Below are 21439 nucleotides of genomic sequence, written 5' to 3' on the forward strand. Positions count from 1 at the left end.
GGACCGAGAACTCATCGGTGCCGAGGGCCGAGCACACGGAGGTCACGCGCAGTCCGCCGCACGGAGAGCGGCAGGTCGCTTTCCCGCCATCGGACGTTGACACGCTGGGCGAGTGTTGGCCATGGGTTTTCCCGTCGATCTCCGTCGCTGTCAGGTACTCGGTCTGGCCGGAACCGCCGTCCTCGCGCTGGGCGGTGAGACGGCCGGGGCGCTCCCGTCAGCGGACCTCTTCTCCCCGGCCTCCGCGCAGGCGGCGCTCGGGCTGGTCGGGGTCTACTTCGGTGTCGTCCTGCTGATCGCGGCCTGGCTGCTGCTGGGCAAGCTGATCCGCAGCGCCGAACCGCCCACCCCGCGCTCCCTGTTCCTGGTGCTCGCCGTGTGGGCGTCGCCGCTGCTGCTCGCGCCGCCGCTGTTCAGCCGGGACGTGTACAGCTACCTCGCGCAGGGCGCCATGGTTGACGCCCACATGGACGTATACGCGCACGGCCCCGCCACGCTCGGCGGGCCGCTCGCCGACGAGGTCGCCCCGCTGTGGCAGCACACCGGCGCGCCGTACGGCCCGGTGTTCCTCGCCCTCGCCTCGGGGCTGTCCGGGCTGACCCGCGGCGAACTCCCCGCCGGGCTCTTCGGGATGCGGGTCGTCGCCCTCCTCGGGGTGGGCCTGATGGCCGCCGCGCTGCCCCGGCTCGCCCGGCACAGCGGCGCCGACCCGGGCGCCGCGCTCTGGCTGGGCGCCCTCAACCCGCTCGTCCTGCTCCACCTCGTCGCCGGCGCCCACAACGACGCGATCATGCTCGGCCTCCTCGGCATCGGCCTGGTCGCCGCCCTCGGCCGCTGGCCGATCCTGGGCGCCGTACTCGTCACCCTCGCCGCCCTGGTCAAGGCTCCGGCCGCGCTCGGGCTCGCCGCGGTCGTGGTCCTGCAGATCCGCGCGGGCCACCGCCCGGTCAAGGCGGTCACGACGACCGTCGTCGCGTCCGCCGCCACCACGGTCGCCGCCACCGCCGTCGCGGGCACGGGCTACGGCTGGATCGGCGCCCTCGACACGCCCGTCTCGTCCCACAACTGGGCCCTCACGAGCCTCCTCGGCCGCGCCACCGGCGCCCTGCTGGAACACCTCGGCAGCGATCTCGCTCCCTTCGCCGTCCCGGCCTGGCACGCCCTCGGACTCGCGGTCACCGGCGCAGCCATCCTCGCCATATGGGTGCGTCTACGCCCCAGCCCGGTCTACGCACTCGGCCTGAGCCTCGCCGTCGTCGCCGCGTTCGGCCCGGCGATCCGCCCCTGGTACGCGCTGTGGGGCCTGTTCCTCATCGCCGCCGCCGCGCCCAGCACGTCCGTACGACACCGGGTGGCCGCCGTGACCGGGGTCCTCGCCCTCGCGGTCCTGCCCAGCGGCGGCCCCGCCGACGTAGGCCAACTCGTGCTGGCCGTCTCCGGCGGCGTCCTCGCGATCGTCGTCCTGTGGCAGGCCCGCCAGGCCGCCGAGGCCCCGGCCCTGGGACGTGCGGCATGAGAACACCCCGCACCGACCGCGGCCGCCTCTTCCTGGTGCTGGCCCTCGCCGCCGTCGTCACCGTCTTCACCGCGACCGTCCCGCTGCTGCGCGACTGGTTCGACCTGCGCGTCTACTACGGCACCATCCACACCTGGCTCCACCACGGCGGCCGGATCTACGACTACCACGTGCCCGGCACGGCCTACGGCTTCACGTATCCGCCGTTCGCCGCCGTCAGCATGGCCCCGATGGGCTACCTCGGCCTCGGCGCCGCGATCGTCGCCGCCCTGCTCCTCAACCTCGTGGCTCTCGGCGTGGTGCTGCGCATCCTGGCCGGTCCCGGATGGCGGCGCTACGGCTGGTTCGGATGGGCGCTGGTGGCGTGTGGGCTGGCCCTGTTCGAGCCGTTGCGCGACACCTTCAGCTTCGGGCAGGTCAACCTTCTGCTGCTGGCCCTCGTCCTGGGTGACTGCTGGCTGCTCTCCAGCGGCCGGAGCCGCTGGGCGGGCGTCGGCATCGGCCTCGCGGCGGCCATCAAGCTCACACCGGCGCTGTTCATCGGCCTGTTGCTGCTGGCCAGACGCTGGAAGGCCGCCGCGGTGGCGACGGCTGTGGCGCTCGGGGCGACCGGGCTCGCGGCCCTGGTGGTGCCGGACGCGTCGAAGTTCTACTGGACCCGGGCGATGTGGGACACGACCCGGGTGGGCCGCCTCGACTACGTCTCCAACCAGTCCCTGCAAGGAGTCCTGGCCCGGCTCGGCGAAACCGGCCGTCCCCTGTGGGCGGCGGCCGTCGTGCTCGTCCTGGCCGTGTGGGCGCTGCGGGCGCGCCGCGCGATCGGCGTGGGGGACTGGACGGCCGCGTTCGCGCTGACCGGGCTGACCGCGTGTCTGATCAGCCCGATCACCTGGGTGCACCACCTCGTGTGGCTGCTGCCGTCCTTCGCCGTCCTGGTCCGCGCGGGGCACCCGCGGATCGCGGGCGCCCTGTACGCGGTGATGTGCACGAGCGTCGTCTGGCTGTGGTTCGACGACTCCTCGGGCATCGACGGCTTCCTCGGCAGCAACACGTACACCTGGATCACCCTCGGCCTGCTGCTGTGGCTGCCGACCGGTCAGACCGGCGGGAGCCGCCTGATCCTGAACCGGATCGCGGCCACCACCGCGCCCGCGCCGAGCAGGGCCGCGGCCACGATCGCCACGGTGTCGGCCCAGCCGGGCCCTTCGTCCGGTACGACCGCGGCGGCCACCGGCACGGCTGCGGGACCCGACCTCGGCCTGGCCCGCAACGCGTCCAGCGACCCCACCGGATCGACCCGCCCGGCCGCCGCGAAGCCCCAGTCGAGCAGCTGACGCGCCTCGTCGTACACGGTGAAACCACCGCCCGCCTGAGGGTTCATCACCGTGACGACGAGCGACCGGCCGCCCCGACGCGCCGCCGCGACCAGAGTGTTGCCGGCGTGCGTGGTGTAGCCGTTCTTCACCCCGATGATCCCCGGATACCGCTCGACACCGTCGTTGCCGGTCAGCAGCCGGTTGGTGTTCTGGATGCCGTAGGACGATCCCTCGCCCGGGAACCGGGCCTCGGCGGTGGAGCAGTAGCGCGCGAAGTCCGCGTTGCGCAGACCGGCGCGGCCGAACACCGCGAGGTCGTAGGCGGAGGACACCTGGCCGTCGGTGTCGTAGCCGTCCGGTGAGACGACGTGCGTGTCGAGGGCGCCCAGGGTGCGGGCCTTGGCCTGCATCCGGATGGCCGTGGTCTCCCAGCCGCCGTTGAGGGAGGCGAGGACGTGCACGGCGTCGTTGCCGGAGTTGAGGAAGACCCCGCGCCACAGGTCGGCGACGCGGTAGGTGTGGCCTTCCTCGACTCCGACCAGGCTGCTGCCCTCGCCGATGCCGGCCAGGTCCTGTTCGCTGACGCGGTGCTGGATCCCTCCGGGGAGGACCGGGAGGACGGTCAGGGCGAACAGGGTTTTCAGGGTGCTGGCGGGTGGGAGTCTGCGGTGCGAGTCGTGGGCGGCGAGGACCTCGCCGGTCTGCGCGTCCGCGACCAGCCAGGAGAGGGCGGAGACGTCGGGGACGGCCGGGGCGCCCGGGCGGGGTCTGACCTGGGTGTCCGGTGTGTTCAGGAGTGCGGGTGGGGGTGTGGCTGTGCCGGGATCCGACCCGGTGTGGGCTGCCGCCGCGGTGGGGGTGAACGCGAGGACGCCCGCGAGGCAGAGGGCGCAGGCCGACACGGTGATCCGGGATGGGAGTCCGATTGTCATACCGCAAACGTAGGAACGGGAGGTGCCGTCGAGGGTGCTGGCGGGGCCGTACGGGGTCTGTCAGCACCCGGATGCGCTAGTGATGTGTCCGCGGCCGGTGGGGGCTGGTCGCGCCCGCGCGGCGGAGCCGCACATCGATACAGCCCCGCGCCCCTGGAAAACGCCGCTCAGGTCAGTCGGAGGGCAGGGTCGGCTGGATCTGGCGTAGGAACGTCGCGTTGTCCGGGGTGTTCCTCATGCGGTCCAGCAGGGTCTCCGTGCTGCCCTGGCCGTCCCTCGACTGGAGGGCTCGGCGCAAGCCCCGTACCGCGGTCAACTCGGCCTGGGTGAGGAGGAGTTCCTCTCGGCGGGTGCCGGACGGGTTGATCTCGACGGCCGGGAACACGCGGCGGGAGGCCAGGTCGCGGCTGAGGCGGAGTTCCATGTTGCCGGTGCTCTTCAGTTCCTCGAAGTAGAAGTCGTCGGCACGGGAGCCGGTCTCCACGAGTGCGGTGGCGAGGATGGTGAGGGAGCCGCCCTCCTCGGCGAGGCGTGCGGCGCCGAAGAACTTCTTCGGGCCGATCAGGGCGGTCGCGTCGACGCCGCCGCTGAGGGTGCGGCCACCGGACGCGGCCGCGTTGTTGTGGGCCCGGCACAGGCGGGTCAGCGAGTCGAGGAGGATCACCACGTCCTCGCCCGCCTCGACCAGCCGCTTGGCCCGCTCGATCACGAGCTCGGCCAGCGTGATGTGCTGCTTGGGGGCCTTGTCGAAGGTGGAGGCGTACACCTCGCCGCGCACGGAGCGCCGCATGTCGGTGACTTCCTCGGGGCGTTCGTCGAGCAGCACGACCATGAGGCGGGCCTCGGGGTGGTTGCCGGCGACGGCGGCCGCGATCTGCTGGAGCAGTACGGTCTTGCCGGTCTTGGGCGGGGCCACGATCAGCCCGCGCTGGCCCTTGCCGACGGGGGCGATCAGGTCGGCGACGCGTCCGGTCAGGCCGGCCGCCGGGTGCTCGAGGTGCAGCCGCTCACGCGGGTGCAGCGGGGTCAGGTCACGGAAGTGGCGTCGGCCGCGGAGTTCGCCGGGCGTGTGCCCGTTGACGAACGCGACCTCGGTCAGGGCGCGCTGCCCGCCGCGGACGCCTTCCAGGAGGTCGCCCTTGCGCAGGCCGTGACGGCGGATCAGCGCGGGGGAGACCTGGAGGTCGGTGGGTGAGGGCTGGCAGTTCAGCGCTCGCAGGTGCCCCTTCCCGTTGCCGTCGATGTCGAGGACACCGGTGGCGGTCTGGATGCGGGGCTGTTCCTGTACGGGGGGTTCGAGTGTGGTGGTCATGATGGGTGGTCCTTTCAAGGACGGATGCATGTGTCATGCGAGGAAGGGGGAGAAGCCGCAGGTGGAGGGCGAACGAGCGCTCCTCGGGGCGGCGGGGAACATCACCTCGGGTACGGCGGAAAGACGCCGGTCACGAGGTGGTGTGGAGAAGCCGGTGTGCCGGTCGGAAGCCGACGGGCTGTGCGGCGAAGGTGAAATGAGATCTGCACCGGCGCCCGGAACGGGGCGTACACAAGTGCTGACCGCACCGTAGCACACCCGGTGCGGTCTGGGTGTGACGTACGGCTCAGCGGCTCGCCAGGAGGCCGTAGAGGAGGGGGATCCTCGGCTCGGGGAGGCGCCACCAGCCGGTCTCGGTGCGGACCATCTGCGGCCAGCGCGGCCACGGCAGTTCGTCGCTCTCGCGAAGGCGCCGGATGTTCAGTCCTGCTGTCGTCAACGCGTTGATGACTTCGTCTATTCCGTGCATCCACTCGTAGCTGTCGGTCGCCCCGGTCACGGCCGGTCCGTCGGTGTAGGTGAAGGTGGCGTCCCGGTGGACCGGGCCGCCGCCGCTCAGGTAGTCGTGGCGGAGGAGGAGTTCCGGCCCCTCGTCCGGGGCGGGTTTCGGGCCGAGCGCGTTGAGCAGGGGGTGGAACTCGACGATGTACAACAGGCCGCCGGGGCGCAGGAGTTGAGCGACGATGTCCGCCCAGCGGGGGAGGTCGGGCAGATAGCACAGGGCGCCTTTGCCGGTGTACACGACGTCGAACTGCCGTTGCCCCAGGGCTTCCGCGGCGTCGTACACGTTCGACTGTACGTAGCCGACGTCGAGGCCGGCCTTCGCCGCGATGTCGTTCGCGGCCGTCACGGAGGCCTCGGAGAAGTCGAGGCCCGTGGCACGCGCCCCGCGCTGTGCGAACGCGAGGGTCTCGGTGCCGAGGTGGCACTGCAGGTGCAGGACGTCCCGGCCGGTGAGGTCGCCGAGGTCGTCCCACTCGAAGGAAGCGAACCAGCGCTCCGGATCCGGGTCGCCGTCGAGGCCGTAGAAGCGGCTGGCGAGGTGGACGGGGGTACGGGCGTCCCAGTTGGCCTGGTTGGCGCGCATCAGCCGTGCGGGGTCGTCGGTGCTCATGGGGACATCCTTCCGTGAACCCGTGAGTTGTTCCGGTTTTCTGTGCCGGGTGTCGATCCGGCTCGGTCGCGTTCGTCGGTGGGGTGTAGGAAGCTCATCGAGGACCGGGAGGACCCATGAAATACATGCTGCTCGTGTGCGGCGACGACACCGCCGACGACTCCGGGATGACACCCGTGGAACCGTGGGTGGAGGACCTCGGCGACCGGAACGTACGGCTGCACGGGCACCGCCTCGCGAGGCCCGCCGACGCCGTGACCGTGCGGGTGCGCGGCGGTGAGGTGCTGCGCAGCGACGGGCCGTTCGCGGAGACCAAGGAGTACGTCGCCGGCTACGACATCCTTGAGTGCGACACCCTGGAGGAGGCCGTCGAGGCCGCCGCCAGGCACCCCGTGGCCACCATCGGCGCCATGGAGGTCCGCCCCTTCTGGCCGATGGAGGGCGAGGAGGAGGGCGAGCCCGAGATCCGCGCGCTCGACGCCGAACTGACCGACGCCGCCCGCGAACGGGACGTCGACCGCATCGTCGCCTGCTACGCGCCCGACGTGGAGGCCTTCCACTTCACCACCGGCCTGGAGGCGCACGGCATCGACGCCTTCCGCAAGGCCATGGAGGGTGTCTTCGCGAGCGTCACCGGTCCGGTGAGCCGCGAGGTCCTGGAGTTCCGCGTCCGCGTCGACGAGTCCATCGCCTTCGGCCACGCCCTCGTCCGGCTGCGCGGCACCCTCGCCGGCGGCGAGCCGCTGGACGACGTCCTGCGGGTGACCACCGGCTACCGCAACGCGGGCCTGCGCTGGCAGATCGTCCACGAACACGTCTCGGTCGCGGCCGTGAAGACCGAGGAGGGGTCATGAAGTACGCCCTGCTCATCTGCACCCCCGTCGGCGGCGAGGAACTCAGCCCGGAGGACATCGCGGGCGACCCCCGCTTCACCTCGTACATCGAGGAGGTCCGGGGCCGCGATCTGATGCGCGGCGGAGCCCGGCTGCGGCCCTCCACCGACGCCACCACCGTGCGCGTCCAGGGCGACGAAGTCCTGCTCAGCGACGGGCCGTTCGTCGAGTCCAAGGAGTACGTCGCCGGTATCGACATCATCGAGGTCGCCGACCTCGACGAGGCGATCGCGCTGGCCTCCCGGCACCCCGCCGCGCTCGGCGGCGGCTCGGTCGAGGTGCGGCCGGTCTGGGAGTGAGCGTGCCGGACGTCGAGGGCGCGGTCGCCGCGGCCTTCCGCGAGGAGTGGGGCCAGGTCGTCGCCACCCTGATCCGGGTGACCGGCGACTGGGACCTCGCGGAGGAGTGCGCGCAGGACGCCTTCGCCCAGGCACTCGACCGGTGGCGGCGCGACGGCATCCCGCGCCGCCCCGGCGCCTGGCTGACGACGACCGCCCGCAACCGCGCCCTCGACGTCCTGCGCCGGGAGGCGGTCGGAGCGGCGAAACTGCGGGAGGTCGCGGTGCTGGGGCGGGACGAGGGACCCTACGACCCGGAGTACGACGGCGACGACAGCGGCGTCGAGGACGACCGGCTGCGGCTCGTCTTCACCTGCTGCCACCCGGCGCTGCCCATCGAGGCCCGGGTCGCCCTGACCCTGCGCACGCTCGCGGGCCTGACCACGGCCGAGATCGCCCGCGCCTTCCTCGTCCCCGAGGCGACCATGGCGCAACGGCTCGTACGGGCCAAGAAGAAGATCCGCAACGCCGGCATCCCGTACCGGGTGCCGCCCGCGCATCTGCTGCCCGAGCGGACGACGGGCGTCCTGGGGGTCGTCTATCTCCTCTTCAACGAGGGCTACGCGGCCACGTCCGGCGCCGAGTTGGTGCGGACGAACCTCTGCGCGGAGGCCATCCGGCTGGCCCGCGTCCTCGCCCATCTGATGCCGGACGAGCCCGAAGTCCTCGGCCTGCTCGCCCTGTTGCTGCTGCACGACGCCCGCCGGGGCACGCGCGTGGACCCGGCGGGGGAGCTGGTGACCCTGGAGGACCAGGACCGTACGGCCTGGGACCGGGCCGAAGTCGACGAGGGCGCCGACCTGTTGGAGACCGCGCTGCGCCGGGGCCGCCCCGGGCCGTACCAGATCCAGGCCGCGATCGCCGCCTGCCACACCACCGCGCCCACGGCCGAGGAGACCGACTGGGCCGACATCGCCGCGCTGTACGGCGAGTTGGAGCGCTTCGTGCCGTCGGCCGTGGTGCGCCTGAACCGGGCGGTCGCCGTGGGCATGGCCCAAGACCCGGACGCAGGGCTGGAGTTGGTGGCTGAGCTGGAGCGGTCGGGTGAACTGGCCGACTACCACCTGCTGCCCGCGACCCGCGCGGATCTGCTGCGCCGCAGCGGCCGTACGGCGGAGGCGGCTCTCGCCTACGAACATGCCCTGGAGCTGGTGGAGAACGCGGCGGAGCGCAGATTTCTGGAGCGGCGGCTCGCGGAGTGTCGATCTGCGTAGGGGCCGTTCGTCGGTGGGGTGAACACAGCCCATCACACCGGAGGTTCCGATGACCGTTCTCGTATTCCTGCGCCGCGTAGGGCAGTTCCTGGCCCGGCTCGCGGCCGAGGAGCCGGAACCCGGGACGCCCGAGCCCTGGCTCGCGGCGCTCCGGTTGCGCGGCTGAGCAGGGCCGTCCTCAGTGGACGTCGAGCAGGCCCGCGAGGAGCCGGAGCCGCTCGGCGTCGAGGCCGCCCTCGGCCGCGGTGCAGACCATGAGGACGGGGCCGGGGTTGCCCGGTATCGGGTAGGCGTCCCAGTCCAGGTTCAGTTCGCCGACCCGGGGGTGGTCGAGGCGCAGCTGGCCGCGGGTCGGTTCCACCACGTCGTGGAGGGCCCACAGGGCCGCGAACTCGTCGCTGTGGACGGCGAGTTCACCGACCAGCTCGACGCCGCGCGGATTCCCGGGATCGGCGGCGACCTGCGTGCGCAGCATGCCGATCAGCTCCGCGACGGTGGCCGCCCGGTTCGGGCACGCGCGGTCGGCCTCGGGGTGCAGGAACAGCGCCAGCAGGTTCCGCTCCCGCTGGGGCTGCCGGGTGAACTCCCCCAACAAGGCGCCACCGAGCGGGTTCCAGGCCAGGACGTCCAGGAAACGGCCGATGACCAGAGCGGGCGAGGTCATGTCGTTCAGCAGTCGTAGCGTGGTGTCCGGCACCTCCTCCGGCTCGTAGGAACGCGGCAGTTGGACCGGGTTGCGTGCGGCGGCGGCGAGGCTGTGCAGGTGGCGGGTCTCCTCGGCGGAGAAGTCGAGGGCGCGCGCGAGGGCGTCCAGGACCTGTTCGGACGGCCGTACGTCCCGGCCCTGCTCCATGCGCTGGTAGTAGTCCGAGCTGACTCCCGCCAGCAGGGCCAGCTCCTCGCGCCGCAGCCCCGCGACGCGGCGCCTGGGACCCGGCTCCAGGCCGACGTCCTCCGGCCGCAGTCGAGTTCGGCGGGTGCGGAGGAACTCGGCGAGTTCGCGCCGGGGATCGTCGCTCATGGCGGGGGAGGAGGCGGTCACTGCGTCAGTATGCCGTCGGTGCGGCGCGCGAGGGTGGGTCTGCCGGACCCAGGAAAAGGAGAACGACCGTGGTGGCGCGTGCGGGGTCCAGCATCGGACCGACCACGCGACAGGCCACGGAAGGACAGCGACATGAAGGCCGTTCAGATCACCGGTTTCGGCACGGCGGACGTACTGCGGATCAACGACGTGGACCGTCCGGCTCCCGGCGCCGGAGAGGTCCTGGTGGCGGTCGAGGCGACCAGCGTGAACGGACACGATGTGCTCGTCCGGGCAGGGGAGTTGAAGGTGGTGTCGGGGCGCCGGTTCCCGATCGGGGCGGGGCTGGACTTCGCGGGCACCGTCGCCGCGACCGGCACCGGCGTCGACGGATACCGGGTGGGGGACCGGGTGTGGGGTATGGTGCACCCGCGGCAGCGGCACTCCGTCGCCGGGGCGGCCGAGTACGTCGTGGTCCCCGCGGGACGCGTCTCACTCGCCCCGGTCGACCTGTCGTCGGTCGAGGCGGCCTCCCTGGTGGTCGCGGGTTCTACGGCGTTGATCGCGCTGCGCGACAGCGTGCGCCTGGTGAGCGGCGAAAGGGTCCTGGTCAGGGGTGGGGCCGGTGGAGTCGGCACGGCCGCCGTGCAGTTGGCGCATGCGATGGGCGGCCATGTGACCGCGCTGGCCCGCGACCGGCACGCCGAGCTGCTGACCGACCTCGGCGCCGACGAGGTCCTGGACTACGGCTCCACGACGTCGGAGGAGATCGGGCCGTTCGACGTCATCGTCGACACTGTCGGCACGGAACTGCACTGCTACCGGGGCCGGTTGGCCAAGGGCGGCCGGATGGTCACCGTCGGGCTGTCCCCGTCGGCCATCGCCGCGATCGCCGCGTCGAGCGTGCACGGCTCCCGCCGCATCCGCACCTTCAGCGCCAACCCTGAGACCCCCGTGCTGCGCGATGTGGCCGACCGGGTCGCCTCGGGCGCGCTGCGTCCGGTGATCGACAGCGTGTACCCGCTCGCGGACATCGCGGCCGCGCACCGGGCGTTCGAGCGCGGCGGCGTCGTGGGCAAGCACGTGGTGACGGTGCCGCGCGGCTCCCTCTGACGGAGTCCGGTCAGCGGGGTGTGGTGCGCAGGTCGATGCCGCGGTCCTGGGCGTCGGCGGTCACCAGCCGGGTCGCCAGCCGGGACAGGCGCTTGCGGTCCGCCTCGGTCAGCGGGGCGGTGCAGCCCTCGATGCGCTGCGCGAAGCGGGTGCCGACCTGGGCCACGATCTCGCGCCCGGCGTTGGTGATCGACACCTGGAACGAGCGCCGGTCGACGGTGCTGGGCGTGCGGGTGACCAGGCCCCGGCGCTGGGCGCGGTCGACGAGGCCCGTGATGGAGGACTTGTCGAGGCCGAGGTGGCGGCCCAGCTCGTTCATCGTCGGCTCCCGGTCCCGCAGGATCCCGAGCAGCCGGGTCTGGGTGAGCGACAGGTCGTGCTCCCCGGCGATCTCGGCCAGCGCGTTCTGCACCAGGAACGACAGCTGGGCGAGGGCGTCGACCAGGCCGAGGTCCTCGATCGGCGGGGCCGGGGTGTCGTGCGATGAGGTCATGTCGCGGATTCTACTTGCAAAGGTACGTGGCACCTACTAATTTGATTGGTGTCACGTACTAAAACGTTCGCGGCGCCTACTAAACCACGCGCATCCTGCACCCATCCCAGGAGAGCAGTCATGGACATCCACGCCGCCGTCGTCAGCTCGTACGACAGCCCGCCCCGCTACGAGCCCTTCGACCTGCCCGCGCCGACCGACGAGGACCAGGAGCTGGTCGACGTCCTCGCCGTCGGCCTGCACCCCCGCGTCCGCACCGGCGCGTCCGGCAACCACTACACGAGCACCGGCAAGCTGCCCCTGGTCCCCGGAGTCGACGGCGTCGGCCGGCGCGCCGACGGCAGCCTGGTGTACTTCGTCGCCGACGACGACCTCGTCGGCCCGATGGCCACCCGCACGGTCATCGACGGCCGCCGCAGCGTCCCGCTCCCGGACGGCGCGGACGTCGTCAAGATCGCGGCCGCGATGAACCCCGCGATGTCGTCCTGGGTCGCGCTGCGCCGCCGCGTCCCGATCGAGGCCGGGCAGTCGGTGCTGATCCTCGGCGCCACCGGCAACGCCGGACAGATGGCCGTCCAGGTCGCCAAGCGGCTCGGTGCCGGACGGGTCGTCGGCGCCGGACGCGACCAGGCCCGGCTGGCGACCCTCGCCGGACTCGGCGCGGACGCGACCGTCGCGCTCACCGACGACGCCGACGCCACCGCCACGGCGCTGGCCAAGGAGGCCGCCGAAGTCGACCTGGTCATCGACTACTTGTGGGGCAAGCCCGCGGGCGACACGATCATGGCCCTGCTCCGCGCCCGCGCCGACCGCGGCCGCGCCCTGAACTGGATCCAGATCGGCGCCATGGCGGGACCCACCATCGAACTCCCGTCGGTGGCGCTGCGTTCGGCGAACTTCCGCCTCCAGGGCAACGGCCAGGGCGCCGTGTCGACCAGGACGTATCTGGAGGAACTCCCGTCCCTGGTCGACGAGATCGAGAGCGGCGGCATCGCGGTCACCGCGCAGGCGGTACCCCTCGCCGACGTCGAGAGCGTGTGGAACGCGCCCGAGGTCCCGGGCGTACGCACCGTCCTGGTGCCCTGAACTCGCCCCGTCCGTCACGCGGTTCGTACCGGAATCACCCAAGGAGCACAGAGCCATGTCCCCCACCACGGACACCGACGTCATCATCTGCGGCACCGGCGCCGCCGGACTGACCCTCGCCCTCGACCTCGCCCGCCGGAACATCGCCTTCCTGCTGATCGACAAGGCGGCACAGCCGTTCATCGGCTCACGCGGCAAGGGCATCCAGCCCCGCAGCCAGGAGGTGTTCGAGGACCTCGGCGTGATCGACCGGATCGTCGCCTCCGGCGGTGAGTACCCGGTGCAGCGCGTGTACACCGACGCCGGACCGGTCGACGAGGCCGTCGTCGAGCTGGCGGAGGCGACGCCCGCCGAGCCGTACCAAATCCCTCTGCTCGTCCCGCAGTTCCTCACCGAGCGCCGACTCCGCGAACGGCTCGCCGAGCTGGGCCACGCCCCGCACTACGGCCACGAACTCGTCGGCTTCGAGCAGGACGCCGACGGAGTCTCCGCGCGGATCGCCGGCCCGGACGCCGAACGGACCGTACGGGCCGCCTACTTGATCGGTGCCGACGGCGGATCGAGCTTCGTCCGCAAGGCCCTCGGTATCGGCTTCCCCGGCAAGACCCTCGGCGTCCGCGCGATCGTCGCGGACGTACTGGCCGAGGGCGTCTCGTGGGACGTCTGGCACCGCTGGGGCGAGGGCACCGGGTCGCAGGTGTCGCTGTGCCCGCTCTACGGCACCGACCTGTTCCAGCTCCAGTCCCCCGTCCCCTTCGACGTCGATCTGGACCTCTCGGCCGAGGGGCTCACCGCGTTCCTCCGCGAACGCACCGGCCGCGACGACGTCGTGATCCGTTCCGTGTCCTGGGCGTCCGCGTTCCAGATGAACGCCCGGCTGGCCGATGCCTACCGGCGCGGACGGGTGTTCCTCACCGGCGACGCGGCGCACTGCCACCCGCCGACCGGCGGCCAGGGCCTCAACACCAGCGTCCAGGACGCCTACAACCTCGGCTGGAAACTCGCCGCCGTACTCGGCGGAGCCCCCGAATCCCTGCTGGAGACATACGAGTCGGAGCGGCGCCCGATCGCCGAGGCCGTCCTCGGACTTTCCGAGAAGCTGCTCGAAGCGGCCAAGCAGCGCGACACCCGCCGTGGCCGCGAGGTCAGCCAGCTCGACCTCGGGTACGCGGACTCGCCGTTGTCGCTGCCCGGTTCACGGCGCGACGGCCAAGGGGTGCTCGCGGGTGACCGCGCGCCCGACGCCCCCGTGACCGGCGCGGGCGGCCTCCCCACCCGCCTGTTCACCCTCTTCCAGGGCCCCCACTGGACGCTGCTCGGCTACGAAGTCGACGACACGTCGGCCCCAACTCCCCGCCCCGGCCTGCACATTCACACCATCGGCGCCCGGGGCGACCTCCTCGACACGGGCGGCTGGGTCCAGAGCGCCTACGGGCTCACCGCCGAGCAGTGGGTACTCGTCCGCCCGGACGGCTATGTCGCGGCCGTCGTCGACACCGCCGAACTCACCGTCGTGGAAGCCTATTTGGCCTCCGTCGGTGTCCGTCCTCTCGCGGTGGCGACACCGCCCGCCCCGGAGCCGCACAGGTCGGAGAGCAGCACCGCCACGCCCCGCACCCGTCGCGAGCACCGGCAAGTCCGCACGGCCGCCGAGAAGCGGTTCGCCGCCGCACAGCGTGAACTCCAGGACCTGTCACGGCAGTTCCAGCGCGATCTGCGCACCGTGCGACGGCAGGGCGAGACCAAGGCGATCGTGGCCCGCTCGAACCTCGCCGAGCTGGCGGTGCAGGGCATCACCCGGCTCGCGGCCGGCCTGCGCACCGACCGCACCGACCGCTAGGGCGGGTCCACCCCGGTCGTCACCTGGCGTCGAGCGCGTTCGTGATCGCCTTCATCCCGCCGTGCTCCGCGCCTCCGCCTCCTTCGCGATCTGCTCGAACTGCGCGCCCATGGCCGCCTGGAGAGCCTGCGCCCCCGACAACGGCCGCACCATGACGGTGAGTTCGTCGATCAGGCCGTCCTCGTTGACGTGGATGAAGTCGCAACCGGTCAGCTCGCGGTCGCCGATCCGCGCGGCGAACAGCAGGGCGTGGTCGGTGCCGTCCGGGTCGCCGATCTCCCGGACGTAGTGGAAGTCCTCGAAGACCCGGGCCACCCCGTGCAGGATCGCCGCGGTGATCGCCTTGCCGGGGTACGGCTTGAACACGACCGGGCTGGTGAAGACCACGTCCTCGGCCAGCAGCGCCTCGACGGCGTCCATGTCCTGCGCCTCGACGGCCTCACGGAACGCGCGCATCGGTTCACCTCATAGTCAATTAGTTGAGTAGGTGTGGATGAGACTAATCAACGGCTGTTAGCGTGTCCATATGTCCCTCAAGTACGCGGTCCTCGCGGCCCTCCTGGAAGGTGAGGCCTCCGGCTACGAGCTGGCCAAGGTGTTCGACGTGTCACTCGCGAACTTCTGGCCCGCGACACCGCAGCAGCTCTACCGCGAACTGGAACGCCTCGCGCAGGACGGCCTCATCGAGGCACGGGTCGTACAGCAGGAACGCAGGCCCAACAAAAGGATGTTCACGCTCACCGAGGCCGGCCGCCGCGACCTCGACGCCTTCGCCGCCGAGCCGCCCCGGCGTCCCACCGCCATCCGCGACGAACTCCTCATCAAGATCCAGGCGATGGACGGCACCGACCCCGCCGTCACCCGCGAGCTGATCGAGGAGCGCCGGTCGTGGTCGCGCGGTAAGCTCGACCGCTACGAACGGGTCCGGGACCGTCTCCTCGCCGGCCGGACCGAGGAGGAGTACCTCCGGGACGCCGACCGCGTCGGGCCGTATCTCACGCTGATGGCCGGGATCTCCTTCGAGGAGGAGAACCTGCGCTGGTGCGAGCGCGTTCTCGCGGTGCTGAAGCAGCGGGTTGCCCTAGGCTGACCCGGTGTTCAGCCCCGAAGGCCCCAGTCTGCGTGAACTCGCCGTCCAGGCACTGTCGTCCGTCGAGCACGGCTACGACCTCCTGGCGCCCAAGTTCGACCACACCCCGTTCCGCACCCCGGCCCCTTTGCTCGACGCGGTGGCCGCGATGCTGCGCCGTGTCGGCCCCTTCGACGACGGACTCGACCTGTGCTGCGGCACCGGCGCGGGCGTCGAGGTCCTGACGAAGGTGTGCCAAGTGAGCGTCACCGGCGTCGACTTCAGCACGGGGATGCTCGAGGTCGCGCGGGAGCACGTCACGAGCGGCGGACCCCGTGTCTCCTGGGTGCGCGGCGACGCCAGGGCGCTGCCGTTCGCCTCGGCCTTCGACCTGGTGGTGAGCTTCGGGGCGTTCGGGCACTTCCTGCCCCGCGAACTGCCGGGACTGTTCGACCAGGTCCGCTCCGCGCTGCGGCCCGGCGGCTGCTTCGCCTTCCCCGTCGTCGCGCCGCCGCGCCCGACCTCGCCCGCGTACTGGATGCTGTCCGGCTTCGACGCGGTGATGAAGGTCCGCAACGCCGTCTGGCGGCCGCCGTTCGTCATGTACTACCGGGACTTCCAACTCGGGCTCGTGCGACCGGAGTTGGAGCGGGCCGGATTCGCCGTCGACCTGTACGCCCTGCCCGAGTTCGGGCTGCGCGGCGACGGCAGCCCCCGCGTCCGCATGGTCGCGGCGCGACGGCTGCCGTAGCCGGAGGGCCTAACGGGTCGCTGTCGCCGCCGACTTGATGACCCTCGTGACCAGGTCCGGGTGGGAGATCATCACGACGTGCGAGGAGTCCACGACGGTCGTGTGCGAACCGGCCCGCTTGGCCTCGAAGCGTTCCAGGTCGGGCGAGATCGCCCGGTCCTGCGCCGCCACGACCGCCCAGGAGGGGATGTCGCGCCAGGCCGCCGCCGTGGCGACGTCCGTGAACGCCGCCGCGCTGATGGGGCGTTGAGAGGCCCCCATGAGCGCCGAGGTCGCCGCCGGGAGGTCGGCGGTGAACACCGCGTGGAACTTCGCGGTCTGGATGGCGAGATCGGTGCCGCCCGCGCCGTCGGGCAGCGGTTGCAGCGCGTCGCTCAGCTGTGAACCGGGGAACCGCGCGCCCAGTTCGCCGAGTTGCTCGCCCTTGTCGGGCACGAAGGCCGCGACGTACACGAGCGCCTTCACGCTCGCGTCGCCCGCCGTGGCCTGAGTGATCACCGCGCCGCCGTAGGAGTGTCCTACGACGACCTTGGGGCCCTCGATCGTCGCGAGGAGCGCGGTGAGGTAGGCGGCGTCCGAGATCAGCCCGCGCAGCGGATTGGCGGGCGCCACGACGGTGTAGCCCGCCTTCTGCAGCCGGGAGGCCACCGCCGACCAGCTGGACGCGTCGGCGAACGCGCCGTGCACCAGGACAACGGTGGGCTTCGGCGCGGAGTGCGAACCCCCGGTGGCGGACGCCGCCGAGGCGGGAAGCGCGGAGGCCGCGAGGGTGCCGGCCGCGACGACCGCCCCCAGCAGCAGGGGTCTACGGGACATCGTCATCGGTGGACTCCAGTCGAGGTCGAGGAGATCGGCGTCGTACGCGTGCTGGTCAATGCCTGGCAGCCGTACGGGAGTTCACGCATAGCGGCGCACGAACGACAGGGCGGTGTCCGCGACCTCCTGCCAGCCGTGATCGATGGTCAGCGCGTGACCCCGGTCCTTGATCTCGGTGATCTCGGTGACGTTCTTGTTGTGCTGCTGCTTCTTGTAGGAGGCGTTGGCGATCGACCACGGCACGGTGTGGTCCTTCTCGCCCGAGATGATCAGGAGCGGGCCGCGGTCGGGGTTCTCCGTGTCGACCTTGGCCTCCGTCCACGGGTTGAGGTTCGCCGTGGCCGCCTGGAACAGCGGGGCGCCGGGCGCGGGCACCGCGTACGTCTCGTACAGCTCCCGTGCCTCCTCCTCGCCGACGGCGTTGGCGAAGCCGTAGCGGAACTGGTCGTAGGTCAGGGGGACGGCGCGATTGCGGTTGGCGGGGTTGCTGAGGACCGGTGCGGAGGAGCGCAGCGCGGAGACGGGCAGCGGCAGGACGCCGCGGAACGGCGCCGGGTCGATCGCCACCGACGCGGCGGACAGTCCGCGCCCGGCGAGGATCTGCGTGAGCAGCCCGCCGAAGGAGTGGCCGATGATCGCCGGCTTGCGGGTCAGCGTGCCGATCAACTGCGCGAGGTGGTCGGCGACTTGGCCGACCGTCTTGCCCGCCATGACCTCGGGGTGAGCGTTGGCCTCGGCGACCGTCTCCGGGTCGTCGGGCCAGGACAGGGAGACCGGCGCGTACCCGGCCTGCTCGAAGTGTGCCGCCCAGCGGTCCCAACTGCTCGGCAGCAGCCAGAGGCCATGGACGAATACGACCGGCGTACGGTCGACGGCGTTCGCCTGCTCGATCTGTTGCACGTCGATGTGGGTCATGCTCGGAAGTATGCGTCCGCGGGCGTCCCCGAGTCCGGCATATGCCCGCACTCGGCGGACGACGACGCCATTGTCGCGGCCCGGGCGATCTCCTACGCTGAGCGTCGAGTGGCCAAGCGTGTTGTCCGGGAACGGAGTTGCACATGCTCAGCAAGGGTGAAGCCGGCGAAGCGGTCCGCCAGGCCAAGGTCAAGACCGGTGTCACATGGGCCCAGTTGGCGGAGGCTGTGGGCCGGCCGCTCGCGTGGACCACGGCGGCCCTGCTGGGCCAGCACCCCATGTCCAAGGACGAGGCGGCGACGGCAGCCGCCCTCCTGGAACTCGGTGAGGACGCCGCCCTCGCCTTCCAACTCCAGCCCACCCGGGGTGCGTTGGACGCGGCCGTACCGGTGGACCCGACGATCTACCGGCTCTACGAGGTCGTCCAGGTCTACGGCCCGACCATCAAGGAGCTGATCCACGAGCAGTGCGGCGACGGCATCATGAGCGCCATCAACTTCCGCCTCGACGTGAGCCGGGTGCCCGACCCGGCCGGTGACCGGGTGGTCATCACCCTCGACGGCAAGTACCTGCAGTACCAGTGGGAGTGACCGCGGCCGGGTGCGGTGGGGTGTCAGCGGCTGCGGGCGGAGTTGAGCCGGGCCGCCTGCCGGGTCAGATGGTCGCGCTCGGCGAGGTTGGGTGCCTTCAGGGCCGCCTCCGCGTACAGCCGGGCCGCCGTGTTCAGGTCGCCGTCGCGTTCGTGCAGGTAGGCCGCGACCGCCGTGTAGCGGGGCAGTGAGTCGTCCAGGGGTGCGAGCGCGGCGAGACCCGCGCGGGGGCCGTCGGCCTCGCCCACGGCGACCGCGCGGTTGAGGCGGACCACCGGGTTGTCGGTCAGGCGCGCGAGTTCGTCGTACCACTCGACGATCTGCACCCAGTCCGTCTCCTCGGCGGCGGGCGCGTCCGCGTGCAGCGCGGCGATCGCGGCCTGCGCCTGGAACTCGCCCAACCGGTCGCGGGCCAGGGCGACTTGGAGGATCGCGACGCCTTCGGCGATCGCGGATGTGTCCCACCGCGTGCGGTCCTGCTCGGCGAGCGGCACCAGACTGCCGTCCGGCGCGGTCCGGGCGGCGCGCCGGGCATGGTGCAGCAGCATCAGCGCGAGCAGGCCCGCGACCTCGGGGTGGTCGATCGCGGCGGCGAGCTGCCGGGTGAGCCGGATCGCCTCGGCGGCGAGGTCGACATCGCCGGAGTAGCCCTCGTTGAACACCAGGTAGAGCACGCGCAGCACGGTCGCGACATCGCCGGGCTGGTCGAACCGCACCCCGGAGACGGTGCGCTTGGCCCGGCTGATCCGCTGCGCCATCGTCGCCTCGGGCACCAGATAGGCCTGCGCGATCTGCCGGGTGGTGAGCCCGCCGACCGCGCGCAGCGTGAGCGCGACCGCCGACGACGGTGTCAACGACGGGTGCGCGCACAGGAAGTAGAGCTGGAGCGTGTCGTCCGTCGCGGACGCGGGACCGGGCGCCGGTTCCTCGTCGACACGGTCCTCGCGTCTACGGCGGGCACTGTCCGCCCGCGTCGCGTCGAGGAACCGCCGCCAGGCCACCGTCACCAGCCAGGCCTTCGCGTCCCGCGGCGGATCGTCCGGCCACACCCGGACCGCCTCGACCAGCGCGTCCTGCACGGCGTCCTCGGCCGCCGCGAAATCCGCTCCGCGCCGGACGAGGACACCGAGGACGCTCGGCGTGAGGCTCCTCAGCAGGACTTCGTTCACTTGAAAGTGCACTCCGTGTCCGAGACGGTGGAGTGCAGGCCCAGGAACGGGCGCAGCTCCAGCCACTCGTGGATCGGCCGGCCACCGGCCCCGGGCGCGGCCGACAGCTCACCGGCCAGCTCCAGCGCGCGCTCGTAGGTGTCGACGTCGATGATCATCCAGCCGGCGATGACGTCCTTGGTCTCGGCGAACGGGCCGTCGGTGACCGGCGGGCGGCCCTCACCGTCGTAGCGGACGAAGGTCCCCTCGGGGGAGAGCGCCTGGCTGTCGACGAACTCGCCGGTCTTCTCCAGCCGGGCCGCGAAGTCGTTCATGTACTGGATGTGGGCGGAGATCTCCTCGGGCGTCCACTGGTCCATGGGGATGTCGTTCACGGAGGCGGGGGCGCCGCGGTAGTGCTTCAGGAGCAGGTACTTGGCCATCGTCGTTCTCCTCGGTGCCGGTGCGATCCATTGTGGTCGCCTTCACCTCGGGGACGGAGCCGGGCGCGGGTTCTCGACATCGGCGCGGGATCGATATGCCGCGAGTTTCGCGAGGGGAGAAGGGGAGGGCGGAAAGGGAGGCGGGTGGTCACTCCTCTTCCCTTCTTAACGTATAGCGCACCGGGGGGCTTGCGGCAAGGCCCCCGTCGTGCCGCAGAATGTCCGGCCTGAGGCCACGACCTGCGGAAACGGGAGTCTCGAATGCGTGTGTTGTTGACGACGTGGGGATCGCGCGGGGATGTGGAACCGCTCGCCGGACTCGCGTCGCGCCTGCTGGAACTCGGCGCGGAGGTGCGCGTGTGCGCGCCGCCCGACGAGGAGTTCGTCGAGCTGCTGGCCCGGGCCGGTGTGCCGCTGACGCCCCTCGGCCCCTCGGTGCGGTCCGTGGTGAACGGCGCGAAACCGCCGTCGGCGGCGCGGGCCTTCGAACTCGCGCCCGAGCTGGTCGCCGCCCGCTACGAGACGCTCACCAAGGCGGCCGAGGGCTGTGACGTCCTGCTGGCCACCGGACTGATGCCGGCCGGGGCCCGCTCGGTCGCCGAGAAACTCGGCATCCGCTATGTGCTGGCCTGCTTCCACACGGCCGGACTGCCGTCCTCGAAGTACCCGCCGCTCTCCCGACCGGGCCACGCCTCCTCGCCGGAGGAGACCGACATCAAGGCCCTGTGGGAGCAGGACGCCCAGCGCGTGAACGCCCTGTACGGCGAGGCCGAGAACCGGCACCGGGCGGAGATCGGCCTGCCGCCCGTGGAGAACGTGCGGGACTACGTCTTCACCGACCGGCCGTGGCTCGCGGCCGACCCGGCGCTGTTCCCCTGGCAGGACCACACCGACCTCGACGTCGTGGTGACCGGACCCTGGATCCTGCCCGACGAGCGCCCGCTCCCGGCCGACCTGGAGACCTTCCTGGACGCCGGTGAGGAGCCGGTCTACGTCGGCTTCGGCAGCATGGCGCTGCGCACCTCGCCCGACCTCGCCCGGGTCGCCATCGAGGCCGTCCGCGCCCAGGGGCGCCGGGTGCTGCTCGCCCGAGGCTGGGCCGACCTGGCCGCGATCGACGACCGGGACGACTGCTTCGTCGTAGGAGAGGTCAATCAGCAGGCGCTCTTCCGGCGGGTCGCCGCCGTCATGCACCACGGCGGGGCGGGCACCACCACGACCGCCGCGCTGGCCGGCGTACCGCAGCTGGTCGTGCCGCAGATCGCCGACCAGCCATACTGGGCGGCAGGAGTGGCCGACCTGGGCATCGGCGTCGCACACGCCGGACCGACGCCGACGTACGACTCCCTGACGGCCGCACTCACCACCGTCCTGGACCCCGGGACCAGGGCACGGGCGCGGGCGCTGTCAGCGGACGGCACGATCCGCACCGACGGGACGACAGTGGCCGCGAAGATGCTCCTCGACACGGTCAGCGAGGAAAGGCCCGCCACGCGCGCGTGAACAGGCCGGACACAGA

21 protein-coding genes and 1 pseudogene are annotated in these 21439 nt (G+C 71.9%); 12 read left to right on the forward strand and 10 right to left on the reverse strand.

The features are described from left to right. Positions 1 to 121 precede the first annotated feature (121 nt). A complete protein-coding gene (gene mptB / locus OHT77_RS39755; protein ID WP_328833202.1) occupies positions 122 to 1516 on the forward strand; it encodes a polyprenol phosphomannose-dependent alpha 1,6 mannosyltransferase MptB in 1395 nt (464 codons plus the stop codon). After that, positions 1513 to 2850: a glycosyltransferase 87 family protein gene (locus OHT77_RS39760; RefSeq protein WP_328833203.1), complete on the forward strand. Its 1338-nt coding sequence runs from the start codon at positions 1513 to 1515 to the stop codon at positions 2848 to 2850. Before mptB ends, OHT77_RS39760 begins: the two co-directional genes overlap by 4 nt. Positions 2851 to 2948: 98 nt before the next feature. On the opposite strand, the pseudogene OHT77_RS39765 reads toward OHT77_RS39760, so the two are convergent. From OHT77_RS39765 to OHT77_RS39775, 3 genes and pseudogenes are all read right to left on the reverse strand, one after another. After that, positions 2949 to 3764: pseudogene (locus tag OHT77_RS39765) on the reverse strand (D-alanyl-D-alanine carboxypeptidase family protein); the annotation flags it as partial. 172 nt (positions 3765 to 3936) lie between these two features. Further along, the gene (gene rho, locus OHT77_RS39770) at positions 3937 to 5076 is read right to left on the reverse strand and encodes a transcription termination factor Rho (protein WP_328833204.1); all 1140 of its coding nucleotides are present in this window, start codon (positions 5074 to 5076) and stop codon (positions 3937 to 3939) included. A 286-nt stretch (positions 5077 to 5362) separates the two neighbouring features. Continuing rightward, positions 5363 to 6190 (reverse strand): class I SAM-dependent methyltransferase, encoded by an 828-nt coding sequence (locus OHT77_RS39775; protein ID WP_328833205.1) that lies wholly within the window; start codon positions 6188 to 6190, stop codon positions 5363 to 5365. Between the two features lie 116 nt (positions 6191 to 6306). Between OHT77_RS39775 and OHT77_RS39780 the strand changes: the two genes are divergently transcribed. The 3 genes from OHT77_RS39780 to OHT77_RS39790 are packed head-to-tail and all read left to right on the forward strand — an operon-like array spanning position 6307 to position 8635. Then, positions 6307 to 7044 carry a nuclear transport factor 2 family protein gene (locus tag OHT77_RS39780; protein ID WP_328833206.1) on the forward strand — a complete coding sequence of 246 codons (738 nt, stop codon included), beginning with the start codon at positions 6307 to 6309 and terminating at the stop codon, positions 7042 to 7044. Beyond that, positions 7041 to 7382: a YciI family protein gene (locus OHT77_RS39785; protein WP_328833208.1), complete on the forward strand. Its 342-nt coding sequence runs from the start codon at positions 7041 to 7043 to the stop codon at positions 7380 to 7382. Before OHT77_RS39780 ends, OHT77_RS39785 begins: the two co-directional genes overlap by 4 nt. Further along, the gene (locus tag OHT77_RS39790; protein ID WP_328833209.1) at positions 7379 to 8635 is read left to right on the forward strand and encodes an RNA polymerase sigma factor; all 1257 of its coding nucleotides are present in this window, start codon (positions 7379 to 7381) and stop codon (positions 8633 to 8635) included. The genes OHT77_RS39785 and OHT77_RS39790 overlap by 4 nt, the downstream gene beginning before the upstream one ends. A 178-nt stretch (positions 8636 to 8813) precedes the next feature. On the opposite strand, the gene OHT77_RS39795 is transcribed toward OHT77_RS39790, so the two are convergent. Further along, complete coding sequence (locus OHT77_RS39795; protein ID WP_328834462.1) at positions 8814 to 9656, reverse strand: helix-turn-helix transcriptional regulator; 843 nt, start codon at positions 9654 to 9656, stop codon at positions 8814 to 8816. A gap of 153 nt (positions 9657 to 9809) precedes the next feature. Here OHT77_RS39795 and OHT77_RS39800 point away from each other — a divergent pair, with 153 nt between their 5' ends. Continuing rightward, positions 9810 to 10769 (forward strand): NADP-dependent oxidoreductase, encoded by a 960-nt coding sequence (locus tag OHT77_RS39800; RefSeq protein ID WP_328833210.1) that lies wholly within the window; start codon positions 9810 to 9812, stop codon positions 10767 to 10769. Between the two features lie 10 nt (positions 10770 to 10779). On the opposite strand, the gene OHT77_RS39805 is transcribed toward OHT77_RS39800, so the two are convergent. Next, the gene (locus OHT77_RS39805; RefSeq protein WP_328833211.1) at positions 10780 to 11262 is read right to left on the reverse strand and encodes a MarR family winged helix-turn-helix transcriptional regulator; all 483 of its coding nucleotides are present in this window, start codon (positions 11260 to 11262) and stop codon (positions 10780 to 10782) included. Positions 11263 to 11382: 120 nt separating this feature from the next. Between OHT77_RS39805 and OHT77_RS39810 the strand changes: the two genes are divergently transcribed. Both OHT77_RS39810 and OHT77_RS39815 read left to right on the forward strand, forming a co-directional pair. Next, entirely contained in the window at positions 11383 to 12348 is a 966-nt protein-coding gene (locus tag OHT77_RS39810; RefSeq protein WP_328833212.1) for a quinone oxidoreductase family protein, read from the forward strand. Between the two features lie 55 nt (positions 12349 to 12403). After that, on the forward strand, positions 12404 to 14188 hold the full coding sequence (locus OHT77_RS39815; RefSeq protein ID WP_328833213.1) for an FAD-dependent oxidoreductase: 1785 nt from the start codon (positions 12404 to 12406) through the stop codon (positions 14186 to 14188). A gap of 51 nt (positions 14189 to 14239) precedes the next feature. Here the strand turns inward: OHT77_RS39815 and OHT77_RS39820 are convergent, their stop codons facing one another. Continuing rightward, a complete protein-coding gene (locus OHT77_RS39820; RefSeq protein WP_328833214.1) occupies positions 14240 to 14644 on the reverse strand; it encodes a nuclear transport factor 2 family protein in 405 nt (134 codons plus the stop codon). A gap of 70 nt (positions 14645 to 14714) precedes the next feature. On the opposite strand from OHT77_RS39820, the gene OHT77_RS39825 reads away from it, so the two are divergent. Together OHT77_RS39825 and OHT77_RS39830 are read left to right on the forward strand one after the other, a co-directional pair. Further along, positions 14715 to 15278 carry a PadR family transcriptional regulator gene (locus OHT77_RS39825; RefSeq protein ID WP_328833215.1) on the forward strand — a complete coding sequence of 188 codons (564 nt, stop codon included), beginning with the start codon at positions 14715 to 14717 and terminating at the stop codon, positions 15276 to 15278. A 4-nt stretch (positions 15279 to 15282) separates the two neighbouring features. Further along, a complete protein-coding gene (locus OHT77_RS39830; protein WP_328833216.1) occupies positions 15283 to 16008 on the forward strand; it encodes a class I SAM-dependent methyltransferase in 726 nt (241 codons plus the stop codon). A gap of 9 nt (positions 16009 to 16017) precedes the next feature. Here the strand turns inward: OHT77_RS39830 and OHT77_RS39835 are convergent, their stop codons facing one another. Both OHT77_RS39835 and OHT77_RS39840 read right to left on the reverse strand, forming a co-directional pair. After that, complete coding sequence (locus OHT77_RS39835) at positions 16018 to 16830, reverse strand: alpha/beta fold hydrolase (RefSeq protein ID WP_328833217.1); 813 nt, start codon at positions 16828 to 16830, stop codon at positions 16018 to 16020. A 75-nt stretch (positions 16831 to 16905) separates the two neighbouring features. Next, positions 16906 to 17739 (reverse strand): alpha/beta hydrolase, encoded by an 834-nt coding sequence (locus OHT77_RS39840; protein WP_328833218.1) that lies wholly within the window; start codon positions 17737 to 17739, stop codon positions 16906 to 16908. A gap of 143 nt (positions 17740 to 17882) precedes the next feature. On the opposite strand from OHT77_RS39840, the gene cynS reads away from it, so the two are divergent. Beyond that, complete coding sequence (gene cynS / locus OHT77_RS39845) at positions 17883 to 18329, forward strand: cyanase (RefSeq protein WP_328833219.1); 447 nt, start codon at positions 17883 to 17885, stop codon at positions 18327 to 18329. A gap of 23 nt (positions 18330 to 18352) precedes the next feature. On the opposite strand, the gene OHT77_RS39850 is transcribed toward cynS, so the two are convergent. Beyond that, the gene (locus tag OHT77_RS39850) at positions 18353 to 19498 is read right to left on the reverse strand and encodes an RNA polymerase sigma factor (RefSeq protein ID WP_328833220.1); all 1146 of its coding nucleotides are present in this window, start codon (positions 19496 to 19498) and stop codon (positions 18353 to 18355) included. Next, positions 19495 to 19920: a YciI family protein gene (locus OHT77_RS39855; protein WP_328833221.1), complete on the reverse strand. Its 426-nt coding sequence runs from the start codon at positions 19918 to 19920 to the stop codon at positions 19495 to 19497. The genes OHT77_RS39850 and OHT77_RS39855 overlap by 4 nt, the downstream gene beginning before the upstream one ends. A 261-nt stretch (positions 19921 to 20181) precedes the next feature. On the opposite strand from OHT77_RS39855, the gene OHT77_RS39860 reads away from it, so the two are divergent. Beyond that, on the forward strand, positions 20182 to 21423 hold the full coding sequence (locus tag OHT77_RS39860) for a glycosyltransferase (RefSeq protein ID WP_328833222.1): 1242 nt from the start codon (positions 20182 to 20184) through the stop codon (positions 21421 to 21423). Positions 21424 to 21439 lie beyond the last annotated feature (16 nt).

Origin of the sequence: Streptomyces sp. NBC_00252 (assembly GCF_036187565.1) — a bacterium.
Classification (GTDB): Bacteria; Actinomycetota; Actinomycetes; order Streptomycetales; family Streptomycetaceae; genus Streptomyces.

Coding starts and splice junctions, on each gene's coding strand:
- OHT77_RS39855 (WP_328833221.1), bottom strand. CDS start 19,920: ATGGCCAAGTACCTGCTCCTGAAGCACTACCGCGGCGCCCCCGCCTCC.
- OHT77_RS39835 (WP_328833217.1), bottom strand. CDS start 16,830: ATGACGATGTCCCGTAGACCCCTGCTGCTGGGGGCGGTCGTCGCGGCC.
- rho (WP_328833204.1), bottom strand. CDS start 5,076: ATGACCACCACACTCGAACCCCCCGTACAGGAACAGCCCCGCATCCAG.
- OHT77_RS39820 (WP_328833214.1), bottom strand. CDS start 14,644: ATGCGCGCGTTCCGTGAGGCCGTCGAGGCGCAGGACATGGACGCCGTC.
- OHT77_RS39785 (WP_328833208.1), top strand. CDS start 7,041: ATGAAGTACGCCCTGCTCATCTGCACCCCCGTCGGCGGCGAGGAACTC.
- OHT77_RS39775 (WP_328833205.1), bottom strand. CDS start 6,190: ATGAGCACCGACGACCCCGCACGGCTGATGCGCGCCAACCAGGCCAAC.
- OHT77_RS39795 (WP_328834462.1), bottom strand. CDS start 9,656: ATGAGCGACGATCCCCGGCGCGAACTCGCCGAGTTCCTCCGCACCCGC.
- OHT77_RS39840 (WP_328833218.1), bottom strand. CDS start 17,739: ATGACCCACATCGACGTGCAACAGATCGAGCAGGCGAACGCCGTCGAC.
- cynS (WP_328833219.1), top strand. CDS start 17,883: ATGCTCAGCAAGGGTGAAGCCGGCGAAGCGGTCCGCCAGGCCAAGGTC.
- OHT77_RS39800 (WP_328833210.1), top strand. CDS start 9,810: ATGAAGGCCGTTCAGATCACCGGTTTCGGCACGGCGGACGTACTGCGG.
- OHT77_RS39825 (WP_328833215.1), top strand. CDS start 14,715: ATGTCCCTCAAGTACGCGGTCCTCGCGGCCCTCCTGGAAGGTGAGGCC.
- OHT77_RS39810 (WP_328833212.1), top strand. CDS start 11,383: ATGGACATCCACGCCGCCGTCGTCAGCTCGTACGACAGCCCGCCCCGC.
- OHT77_RS39780 (WP_328833206.1), top strand. CDS start 6,307: ATGAAATACATGCTGCTCGTGTGCGGCGACGACACCGCCGACGACTCC.
- OHT77_RS39815 (WP_328833213.1), top strand. CDS start 12,404: ATGTCCCCCACCACGGACACCGACGTCATCATCTGCGGCACCGGCGCC.
- OHT77_RS39860 (WP_328833222.1), top strand. CDS start 20,182: ATGCGTGTGTTGTTGACGACGTGGGGATCGCGCGGGGATGTGGAACCG.
- mptB (WP_328833202.1), top strand. CDS start 122: ATGGGTTTTCCCGTCGATCTCCGTCGCTGTCAGGTACTCGGTCTGGCC.
- OHT77_RS39760 (WP_328833203.1), top strand. CDS start 1,513: ATGAGAACACCCCGCACCGACCGCGGCCGCCTCTTCCTGGTGCTGGCC.
- OHT77_RS39805 (WP_328833211.1), bottom strand. CDS start 11,262: ATGACCTCATCGCACGACACCCCGGCCCCGCCGATCGAGGACCTCGGC.